The sequence below is a fragment of the Ramlibacter sp. genome (assembly GCF_028292805.1).
Lineage (GTDB): Bacteria > Pseudomonadota > Gammaproteobacteria > Burkholderiales > Burkholderiaceae_C > Ramlibacter.
Genome location: NZ_JAQGLS010000174.1, coordinates 1 through 10,453, shown reverse-complemented (window position 1 = coordinate 10,453; position 10,453 = coordinate 1). Strand labels below are relative to the sequence as shown.

The window sequence follows — 10,453 nt, the reverse complement described above, 5'->3', positions numbered from 1 at the left end:
GCCCAGCAGCAGGCCAGCGCCCAGATCGGCCGAGAACAGCAGCCGCGGCTCCATGGGCTCCGCCACGGGCGTTGAACGTTCGGCCCGGGCTGCGCGAAATCGGCGAAGCCAGCGCATGGAATTCAGCTGGCCTTCACGGCCGCCCGATCGGTGCATTCACCAGCACCGGGTCCATCTGCAGCCGCAACGACGCTTCGGCCGCGCGGCCGGACCGGACGGCCGACGGCGCGGCCGCACGGGGCGCCGGCGCGGGCGCCTGGGCGGCACGCAGTTCGGCCTTGCAGCGCAAGCCGGCCGGCAGCGAAAGGTCGGCGTTCGGCAACTCCAGGCGGGCGCGGAAGGTGTTGCTGGCGCCGTCGATCAGCCGGTCGACCACCGTCACGCGGGCCAGCCGCGGCTTGGCCCCGGGAAAGTCGGGCGTGACGCTGATCTCCGTGCCTCGGCGCACACCAGCATAGGCCGACGAGGGCAGCACCACCTCGACCCGCAAGGGGTTGACAATGGCCACCTTGAAGATCGGCTTTTCCTCGACCCGCTCGCCAACGGAGAGGTAGCGCTCCACGATCACGCCCGAGATCGGGCTGCGGATGGTGCGCAGGCCGAGCTGGGCCTGGGCCAGGTCGTGCTCGCGGGCGAACACGTCGCGTTGCTCGCGCGCCTGGCTGTGGCGGTTTTCCGCCACCTGGTATTCGGCGCGGGCTTGCTCCAGCGCCTGGCTGGAGATGAACTGCTGGTCGGCCAGGTCCTTGGCGCGGGCGAGTTTCTGCCGCGCCAGCTCGGCGTTGGCTTGCGCGGCCTTCAATTCCCCGATCGCCTGCGCCTTGCTCGACGCCACCGCCACCGACTGGCGCTCCACTTCGGAGCGCAGGGTGGCCAGCACCTGGCCGGCTGCCACGTGGTCGCCGCGCTCGGCCACCATGCTGCTGACCACGCCAATGACAGGGCTGCCGACTTCGGACACCCGATACGGCTCGATCAGGCAGCCCAGCGCCTGCGCCCAGGCTGCCACCGGGACGAGCAACGACGCAGCGAGCACCCAACGCCTGGAATGATTCATGGTTTCACCTGCCGACTGAACGTCAGATCGCGCTCCTCGGAGTCAGCTTGACGGTTGAGTCTTGCACGTTGGTAACGATACGTAAAGGACTCTCGCCATTGCGCGAATGAAACCGTGAACTTTGGCAGCATTGGCCAGGTCTTTCTGCCTCCAATCGCGTGCAGCCACCAAGCTGGCCACCAGCGCCGCAACACCGGAAAGTCCACCGCGGCCACGGTCTGGACGCTGCCCGGCTGGCCTTGGCGGCCAGCGCGACCAAGAAACTGGCGATCGATGCGAGCCGAAGCATTGACTTGGCACAGGACGACGTGCAAGCCCCCGTTCGCCAGCACCGCTGGTTCGCACACGATGTCGGTGCCGCGCCCTGCCATGCTGGTGGCGACCGTGATGCGCCCGCACTGGCCGGCCGCTGCGATCAGCTGGCTTTCCTCCTGGTCCTGCCTTGCATTCAGGACCTGGTGGCTCAGCTGGCGGGAGGCCAGTTGCCGGGACAGCGCTTCCGACTGGGCTACCGTTTCGGTGCCGATCAACACCGCGCGCCCGGCCTGCGCCAAGGCCTTGGCGTCCTGCGCCACCGCCTGCCACAGCGCCTGGCTGTCCGCCAGCAAGCGAGGGGGAAGATGCCGCACCAGCGAGGGGGTCCGCCTGGGCACCACCACCACCTTCAGCTGGTACACCGAGCGCAGCTCGCCGACGGCCTCGGCCAAGGTGCCGCTGGCGCCGGCCAGCCGCAGGTAGCGGGGAAAGAAGCGCTGCAAGGTGATCTGCGTGATGGTGGCGTTGCGCTGGGACGCAGCCACGCCTTCCTTGCGTTCCACCAGCTGGTGCAGCCCGGCGGACCAGGCCCGCCCGGCGGCCGCCCGGCCAGTGGTTTCGTCCACCAGCGTCACCTGCCCCTCGCGCACCACGTAGTCATGGTCGCGTCGCAGCACGTGCAGCGCCACCAGTGCGCTTTCCACCGCCGCCTCGCGGTGCGCCCGATGGCCCAGCAGCGGATGGTCCGCTGCTGGCCACGCCGCCAGCTGTTGCCGCCCCTGCGGCGTCAGCTCGAAGCGTCGGCCGTCGCCGCGTGCCAGATAGTCTGCGCCGCGAGCGAGCCGCTGCGCCACGGCCAGCGCCGCGCCGTAGAAGGCGGCTTCGGCGGCCGAGCCTTCGCCCTGCGCCAGCACCAGCGGCACCCGCGCCTCGTCGATCAGCACCGTGTCGGCTTCGTCCAGGATCGCCATGCTCAGCCCGCGCAGCACCGGTGCCTGGATGGCCGCCGCCAGGCCCAGCCGGCGGGCCCGCTGCTCCAGCGGCGACAGGTCGGCCGCCCGCCGCATGCCGTCACGCAGGTAATCGAAGGCCAGCTCCTTGGCGGTGCAGTAGGCGACGTCGGCGGCATAGGCCTGGCGCCGCTCGGCCGCCTGCATGGGCTGGGTGACGCAGGCAACGCGCAACCCCAGCCGGGCGTAGAACGGCCGCAGCGCGTGGGCGTCGCGCTCGCCCAGGTAGTCGTTGGAGGTGACCACGTGCACCGGCGTGCGCGCCAGTGCCGCGACACCGGCCGCGATGGCGATGGCGGCGGTCTTGCCTTCGCCGGTGGCCATCTCGGCCAGGCAGTCATCGAGCAGGACGCGCGCGGCCAGCAACTGCTGCCGGTGCGGCGCATAGCCCAGGGTGTGGCGCAAGGCGCTGGCGGCCAGCACCGTCGCATCCAGCAGCCAGCCGTCGCTGTCCGGAGTCCCCCGGCGCAGCGCCTGCAGGTGCGCGGGCAAGTCGGCTTCGCTCAGGCCGGGCGCGGCGGCGGCGCTGTCGGCAAAGCGTTCCAGTGCCGCCCGCCGCAGCGGAGGCGCCCGCTTGTGCTGCGGCAAGCGCTCCGGGTAGTCACCCCAGACCACGCCGGGAAAGGGCCACCTGGCGCTCATGCCTGCCCGGTGGGGCTGAACTGCCGCACCAGCAGTTGCCGCACCAGGCGCAGGGCCTGCAGCCCGAGCGGCTCGCTGGGCAGCGACAGCTTGACCCAGGCGCGCCCGCCGACCTGGTCGGCGGTCAAGCCGGGCACGACGACGTCCAGCAGGAACACCGGCAACTGCGTGCGCAAGCCCTCCGCGTCGGACGCATCGACCGGAACCGGGCCGCCATGGCGGTCGCCCAGGGCGCCGCTGGGCAGCTGGCGCGTGGCCGCCGGCGTCTCGCTGGCCAGCCGGGCGCGGTGCACCACCCCGGGCGATGCCGCCAGCCGCACCTCGATGTCTTGCACCTGGCCGCGCACCCGCAGCAGGTCTTCGTCGTGCAGCACCAGCCGCACCTGCGCCGGCTCCGGTCCCAGCACGTAGCCGAGCATGGCGCCGCGCTTCGCATAGCTGCCCGGCAAGTCACCGGCGCGCGGCCAGACGGCGCGGCCGTCGGTCTGGGCCCGCAGCTCCAGGTTGCCCAATTGCTGCTGCGCCCGCTCCAGCTCCGCGGCGTTGCGCTCGAGCTGCGCGTTCAGGTCACCGGCCCGGGCCGGGTCCAGCAGCAAGGCCTGGTACTGCTGCGCCATCAAGCCCGAGCGCTCTCCCGCAGTCTTCTCCTGCTGCGCTTGCAGCGCCGGATCCAGCAGCCGCAGCACCACCTCGCCATTGGCCACGGTCGCACCGTCGCGCACCAGTCCGGCCTGGATGAAGCCGGCCGCCTGCGGCCGCAGCTGCGCCCGCTCCGGCGGCCAGACCACGCCGCGCGCCATCACACTGGCCGGTGCCGGCAGCAGGAACAGGACCACGAACGCCGCCATGCCCACCGCCGCGGCCCACAGCAAGGCGCGACGCCTTGCAACCGGGTCCGCCGCGGCGGCGGCCGAGCGCAACAAGCCCCGGATCACTCCGGCCAACAGCCAGCCGCCCAACCCGAACGCCGCCAGCCAGCCGAGCAGCCAGGACTGGTGGCCAAGCCAGAACACCAGCGCCAGCAGCAGCCCCAGCCGGCAGGCCCAGGACGCCGGCGCATAGAGCACCAGCCACTTGCGCTCGCCCGCTGCCAGCGCGCTGGCTGGCAGCGCGGCCTCCGAACCGATCAGCCGGCGCCATTGCGAAGCCCACCAGGCCTGGCTGCGCAGCGCCAGGTTGGGCAACTGCAGCGCGTCGCACAGCAGGTGGTAGCCGTCCAGCCGCAGCAGCGGGTTGGCATTGAACAGGATGGTGGAGACCGAGCAGATCAGCAGCACCACCAGCGAAGTGTCCCTGGCCCGCCCGGGGGCGAGCACGGTCCAGGCGAACATGGCGACGGCCGCGATCGCCAGTTCCACCATGATGCCGGCGGCGCTGACCAGGGCCCGGTGCCTGGCCTGCGCAAAAGCGCTGGCTGCACTGGCGTCCACGTAGGGCGCGGGCGTGAGCATCATCAGCGAAATGCCCACCTCGCGGACGGCGCCGCCGAAGCGGCGCACCGCCAGCGCATGCCCCAGCTCGTGCAGCGCCTTGACCAGCGAATAGGCCAGCCAGGCCAGCGCGTAGCTCGAAGGCGTGGCCAGCACGCGCAGCGCATCGGCCTTGAGCGAGCCGAAGCTCACCGCCGCGGCCAGCACCGCGAGCGCGACTGCGGCCAGCCAGAGGACGAACACCGGCCAGCGGCCCAGTGCAGTCGCCACCGGCGCCAGCGCGTCCAGCAGCCGGGTGGGATCGAACAGGCGGGTGCGCAGCATCAGCGGGTTGATGAAGGCGCGGCGCCGGCGCTCCTCTTCCTGCGTGCGGCGCGTGAACAGCAGCGACAGGTGCGGGGCCGCATCGAAGTGCAGCATGCCGGCGCGAAACAGCTGCGCCAGCAGCCGCAGGATGTCGTCCTGGGTCGGCGCATCGTCGCCGCCGCGCGCCAGCAATTGCTGCCACAGGCTTTCCACCGTGTGCATGCCGTCCCAACGGCCGACGAAGGCGTAAGCCGCCGGGTTCAGCCGCAGCTGGCGGCCCGAGCCCGGCTCCACCAGCACGTGCCAGATCTGGTCGCGCACCGGCTGGCGCACGATCTTCAGGCCGGCCACCAGGCTGGGCTTGAGCGGGGCGACGCGGTACCAGGAGCCGCTGACCAGCGGTGCGGTCACTACAGCGCGATCGTCCAGACGGCCAGTCGCAGCCAGTCGGCCGCGCGGTGGAACAGCAGCCAGCCTAGCGAGCGCTGCCCCACCTCGATCTTGGCGACCCCGCTCAGGCCCGGCCGCAGATCGGCCGGCTGGCCGATCGGCGTGGCTTCCACCTCGAAGTAGTTGCGGCCGTCGGCAGCGGTGGCCACCGGCACGATGCGGCGGGTGGTAAAGCGCAGTGGCTGCTCCGGCCTTGCCGCCAGCGCCAGCTGCCCTTGCTGGCCGGGACGCACCGCGGCGATGTCGCTTTCGTCCACTTCCACGATCAGCCGAAAGCTGTCGCCGGGCGCCAGCACCATCAACACTTCTCCCTTTTGCACCGGCGCGCCCAGATTGGGCGCCAGGTCACCCTTGATCACGATGCCGTCGAACGGCGCCACCAGGCGGCTGCGATCGAGCTGGGTCTGCGCCAGCGTCAGCAGCGCCTGCGCCTCGGCCGCGCGCGACTGGCTGACGACCATCTGGGTGCGGTCGTTGCGCGCCTGGGCGGCGCGGTAGCCGTTTTCGTGCTGGCGCAGCTCGCTCTCGCGCCGCGTGCGTTCCAGCTCGTAATCCTGCGACGAGAGCTGGGCCAGCACCTGGCCTTCGGTGACGCGGTCGCCGGGCCGAACATTCGATTGCTGCAGGAAGCCATCGGCCGCCGCCACGATCGCCCGCTGCACCGAGCCTTCCAGCCGCGCCGGCGCGCTCACCCGCCAAGGCAGCGGCACGGCCAGAGCGACGCACAGCGCCAGCAGGCCGGCGCCCCAGGCGAGTTGCCGCCGGCCAGTGCCCGCCAGCCGCTCACCCAGCCAGTCGCGCCCGCGGCGGTGCCAGGGCGCCTCGGCCGCGCGCTTGAGTTCCAGCACCGGGCCGGCAAAGCTGGCGATGTCCTCGCACAGGGCGATTTGCGCCGGCCAGAACGGCGCTTCCGACCCGCACTCCAGCGTCAGGGCGCCGATGACGCGCCCGCGCACCACCACCGGCACGCTGCAGGCCGCACCGGGTCCGGCCAGCTGGTGCTGCGCCAGGCTGACCGGGCCATCCGCCGCGGCGACCGGCCAGACGACGCTGCTGGCCTGGTCAACGGCCTCGTGCATGGCGGCGCCGATGGCAGCGGCCGCATCGTGGCGCGGGTCGATCTCGCCGGCCTGCGAACTGCCGACGATGCGGATCCGCTCGCCTTCGAGCAGGCCGACGCTGACGCGGCGGCAGTGCAGGATCTCGGCCAGTTCGGCCGCCAACGCAGTCGCCGCCTGCGCCAGCCGCACGCGCGCCAGCAATGCGGCCTGGCAGCGCAGGATGGCGTCCTGCGCCGGGAACGGGCCGAGCGAGTCGGTCGGCAGCAGTTGGGGCGGGGCTTTGTCCATGGCGGGTCGGCGGATTCTCACCGACCTGCCATGCCAGCGCCAGCCGATCCGTCGCCAAACCGCCTTGACGCCGCAATCTGCCCGCAGTACGCGGAAAGATGGCGGCGTTCGGTGCGCCGGAACAACAGCTGGCGGCGCGCCGTCAGCCGCCGCCGGCCCGCGCCAGGGCGGCGAAAGCCTGAATCACCTCCGGCGGCGCCTGCACCAGTTCGATCAGAACGCCTTCGCCGCCGACCGGGAATTCGTCGTTGCCCTTGGGGTGGACGAAGCAGATGTCGAAGCCGGCAGCGCCGCGGCGGATACCGCCGGGCGCGAAGCGCAGCCCCTGCGCCGCCAGCCATTCCACTGCGGTGGGCAGGTCGTCGACCCACAGGCCGATGTGATTCAGCGGCGTGGCCTGGACGGCCGGCTTTCTGTCCGGGTCCAGCGGCTGCATCAGGTCGACCTCGACCTTGAACGGGCCGCTGCCCAGCGCGCAAATGTCTTCGTCGACGTTCTCGCGCTCGCTGCGGAAGGTGCCGGTGACCTCCAGACCGAACAGGTCGACCCAGAGCTTTTGCAGCCGCAGCTTGTCGGGGCCGCCGATGGCGACCTGCTGCAGGCCGAGGACCTTGAAGGGGCGGTCGGCGGTCATTCGAACTCCACGATCGGCTGGTCGACGGCCAGCGACTCGCCTTTGGCCGCCAGCACCTTGCCGACCACGCCGTCGGCGGCGGCGAGCAACACGTTCTCCATCTTCATGGCCTCGATCACCGCCAGCCGCTCGCCGGCCTGCACCTTCTGCCCCGGCTGCACGGCGACGTCGACCAGCAGGCCGGGCATCGGCGACAGCAGGAAGCGGCTCATGTCCGGCGGCGCCTTGAACGGCATCAGCGCATGCAGTTCCGCCGCGCGCGGCGTCAGCACCATGGCGTCGAGCCGGGTGCCGTCGTGGTCGATCCGCAGCGCCAGCGGGTTCTTGCCGCCGCGTTCGAGCTGGGCGGTGAAAGCCTCGCCGTCGACGGTGCCGCGGATGCGGGCGCCGCCCAGGTGCCACTGGCTGCAGATGGCGAAGCTGCGACCGTTGGTGTGGACCACGCTGGAGCCGGTTTTCGCCTGGTAGTCGCGCACCTTCACCGGCTGCTGCTGGTGCTTGCCTTCGGGGTCGAGCTTGACGACGACGTAGTCTTCGCCGACCTTGAACTCGTGACCGCGCATCTGGCCGCTGATGCCGGCCGAGCGCTGCAGCGCGCGCCGGTGGGCAAAGGCCGCCAGCGCCACCAGGAAGTCGGGATCACCGTGCGCCACGTCTTCGGCCCGGAAGCCGCCGGCATAGTTCTCGGCGATGAAGCCGGTGTTGAAGTCGCCGGCGACGAACTTCGGATGGGCCAGCAGCGCCGCCTGGAACGGAATGTTGCTGCAGACGCCGCGGATCACGAAGCCGTTGAGTGCCTCGCGCATCTTGGCGATGGCGTCGTTGCGGTCGGTGCCGTGCACGATCAGCTTGGCGATCATCGAGTCGTAGAACATCGGGATCTCGCCGCCCTCACCGACCCCGGTGTCGACGCGAACGCCATGGCGGTGCTCGACGTCGGAAGCCCACATGCTGGCCTTGGGCGGCTGGAAGCGCACCAGCCGGCCGGTGGAGGGCAGGAAGCCGCGGAACGGGTCTTCGGCGTTGATGCGGCACTCGATGGCCCAGCCTTCGCGCTTGACCTCGGCCTGCGTCAACGCCAGCTTTTCGCCGGCGGCCACTCGGATCATCAGCTCCACCAGGTCCAGCCCGGTGATGCATTCGGTGACCGGGTGCTCCACCTGCAGCCGGGTGTTCATCTCCAGGAAGTAGAACGACTGGTCCTTGCCGACCACGAACTCCACGGTGCCGGCGCTCTGGTACTTCACGGCCTTGGCCAATGCCACGGCCTGCTCGCCCATCGCCTGGCGGGTGGCGTCGCTGATGAAGGGCGACGGCGCCTCCTCGATCACCTTCTGGTGGCGCCGCTGGATCGAGCATTCGCGCTCGTTCAGGTAGATCACGTTGCCATGGCTGTCGCCCAGCACCTGGATCTCGATGTGGCGCGGCTCGACGACGAACTTCTCGATGAACACGCGGTCGTCGCCGAAGCTGTTGCGCGCCTCGTTGCGGCAGGAGGTAAAACCCTCGAAGGCTTCCTTGTCGTCGTGGGCGACGCGCAAGCCCTTGCCGCCGCCGCCGGCCGAAGCCTTGATCATCACCGGATAGCCGACCTCCCGGGCGATCTCCACGGCGCGCTCGGCCGTCTCGATGGCGTCGTTCCAGCCCGGGATCGTGCTGACCTTGGCTTCCTTGGCCAGCTTCTTGGAGGCGATCTTGTCGCCCATCGCGGCGATGGAGTAGTGCTTGGGGCCGATGAAGGCGATGCCCTCCTGTTCCACCCGGCGCGCGAACTCCTCGTTCTCCGACAGGAAGCCGTAGCCGGGGTGGATCGCCTGGGCACCCGTCTGCTTGGCGGCCGCGACGATCTTGTCGGCGCACAGGTAGCTCTCGCGGGATGGCGGCGCCCCGATGTGGACGGCCTCGTCGGCCAGCCGCACGTGGCGGGCATCGCGGTCGGCGTCGGAATAGACGGCGACGGTCTTGATGCCCATCTTTTTCGCGGTGGCGATGACCCGGCAGGCGATTTCGCCCCGGTTGGCGATCAGGATTTTTTCGAACATGTCTGGTCTTTCAGTCGCCTGCCGCCAGCGGACCCGCTTTGCCGGGCCGCTGGCGGCGCCCCGTCGAGGGCGCGGCGCCGCAGGCGCTTCGGGGGTGGGCCATTGCTACAGCGGAATGTTGCCGTGCTTGCGCCACGGGTTCTCGATCTTCTTGTCGCGCAGCATCACCAGCGATCGGCAGATGCGCTTCCTGGTTTCGTGCGGCAGGATCACGTCGTCGATGAAGCCACGCGCGCCCGCCACGAACGGGTTGGCGAAGCGTGCCTTGTACTCGGCCTCGCGCGCCGCCAGCTTGGCCGGGTCGCCCCTGTCTTCGCGGAAGATGATCTCCACCGCGCCCTTGGCGCCCATCACCGCGATCTCTGCGTTGGGCCAGGCGAAGTTGACGTCGCCGCGCAGGTGCTTGGAGCTCATCACGTCGTAGGCGCCGCCGTAAGCCTTGCGAGTGATCACTGTCACCTTGGGCACCGTGCACTCGGCGTAGGCGTACAGCAGCTTGGCGCCGTGCTTGATGATGCCGCCGTACTCCTGGCTGGTGCCCGGCATGAAGCCCGGCACGTCGACGAAGGTGATCACGGGAATGTTGAAGGCATCGCAAAAGCGCACGAAGCGCGCCGCCTTGATGCTGCTCTTGATGTCCAGGCAGCCGGCCAGCACCAGCGGGTTGTTGGCCACGATGCCGACGCTCTGGCCTTCCATGCGGGCGAAGCCGATCACGATGTTCTTGGCGTACTCGGGCTGCAGCTCGAAGAAGTCGCCGTCGTCCACAGTCTTGGCGATCAGCTCTTTGATGTCGTAGGGCTTGTTCGGGTTGTCCGGGATCAGCGTGTCGAGCGAGAAATCCATGCGGTCGGCCGGGTCGTTGCTCGGGCGCAGCGGCGGCTTTTCGCGGTTGTTCAGCGGCAGGTAGTTATACAGGCGCCGCACCATGGTCAGCGCTTCCACGTCGTTGTCGAACGCCAGGTCGGACACGCCGCTGCGGGTGGTGTGGGTGATCGCGCCGCCCAGCTCCTCGGCCGTCACTTCCTCGTGCGTCACCGTCTTGACCACTTCCGGGCCGGTGACAAACATGTAGGAGCTGTCCTTGACCATGAAGATGAAGTCCGTCATGGCCGGCGAATACACGGCGCCGCCGGCGCACGGGCCCATGATCATGCTGATCTGCGGCACCACGCCGGAGGCCATCACGTTGCGCTGGAACACGTCGGCATAGCCGCCGAGCGAGGCGACGCCTTCCTGGATGCGGGCGCCGCCCGAGTCGTTCAGGCCGATCACCGG

General features: G+C 70.3%; 8 protein-coding genes. All 8 read right to left on the bottom strand.

The features are described from left to right. On the bottom strand, window positions 1–117 hold a 117-nt coding region (locus tag JWP65_RS20120; protein WP_367280493.1), incomplete at its 3' end, for an LEPR-XLL domain-containing protein. A gap of 16 nt (window positions 118–133) precedes the next feature. After that, window positions 134–1,057: an efflux RND transporter periplasmic adaptor subunit gene (locus tag JWP65_RS10785; protein WP_299763535.1), complete on the bottom strand. Its 924-nt coding sequence runs from the start codon at window positions 1,055–1,057 to the stop codon at window positions 134–136. Beyond that, complete coding sequence (locus tag JWP65_RS10780; RefSeq protein ID WP_299763533.1) at window positions 1,054–2,964, bottom strand: DEAD/DEAH box helicase; 1,911 nt, start codon at window positions 2,962–2,964, stop codon at window positions 1,054–1,056. Before JWP65_RS10780 ends, JWP65_RS10785 begins: the two co-directional genes overlap by 4 nt. Next, on the bottom strand, window positions 2,961–5,111 hold the full coding sequence (locus JWP65_RS10775; RefSeq protein WP_299763531.1) for a PqqD family peptide modification chaperone: 2,151 nt from the start codon (window positions 5,109–5,111) through the stop codon (window positions 2,961–2,963). Before JWP65_RS10775 ends, JWP65_RS10780 begins: the two co-directional genes overlap by 4 nt. After that, entirely contained in the window at window positions 5,111–6,499 is a 1,389-nt protein-coding gene (locus JWP65_RS10770; RefSeq protein ID WP_299763529.1) for an HlyD family efflux transporter periplasmic adaptor subunit, read from the bottom strand. Before JWP65_RS10770 ends, JWP65_RS10775 begins: the two co-directional genes overlap by 1 nt. Before the next feature lie 142 nt (window positions 6,500–6,641). After that, on the bottom strand, window positions 6,642–7,133 hold the full coding sequence (locus JWP65_RS10765; RefSeq protein WP_299763527.1) for a VOC family protein: 492 nt from the start codon (window positions 7,131–7,133) through the stop codon (window positions 6,642–6,644). Further along, on the bottom strand, window positions 7,130–9,175 hold the full coding sequence (locus JWP65_RS10760) for an acetyl/propionyl/methylcrotonyl-CoA carboxylase subunit alpha (protein WP_299763525.1): 2,046 nt from the start codon (window positions 9,173–9,175) through the stop codon (window positions 7,130–7,132). Before JWP65_RS10760 ends, JWP65_RS10765 begins: the two co-directional genes overlap by 4 nt. 105 nt (window positions 9,176–9,280) lie before the next feature. Beyond that, window positions 9,281–10,453 (bottom strand): acyl-CoA carboxylase subunit beta (locus tag JWP65_RS10755; RefSeq protein WP_299763523.1); only part of this gene is annotated, 1,173 nt, incomplete at its 5' end.

What these genes read in the sequence shown, in the direction of transcription:
- JWP65_RS10785 (WP_299763535.1), bottom strand. Translation starts at nt 1,057, where the DNA reads ATGAATCATTCCAGGCGTTGGGTGCTCGCTGCGTCGTTGCTCGTCCCG.
- JWP65_RS10780 (WP_299763533.1), bottom strand. Translation starts at nt 2,964, where the DNA reads ATGAGCGCCAGGTGGCCCTTTCCCGGCGTGGTCTGGGGTGACTACCCG.
- JWP65_RS10770 (WP_299763529.1), bottom strand. Translation starts at nt 6,499, where the DNA reads ATGGACAAAGCCCCGCCCCAACTGCTGCCGACCGACTCGCTCGGCCCG.
- JWP65_RS10765 (WP_299763527.1), bottom strand. Translation starts at nt 7,133, where the DNA reads ATGACCGCCGACCGCCCCTTCAAGGTCCTCGGCCTGCAGCAGGTCGCC.
- JWP65_RS10760 (WP_299763525.1), bottom strand. Translation starts at nt 9,175, where the DNA reads ATGTTCGAAAAAATCCTGATCGCCAACCGGGGCGAAATCGCCTGCCGG.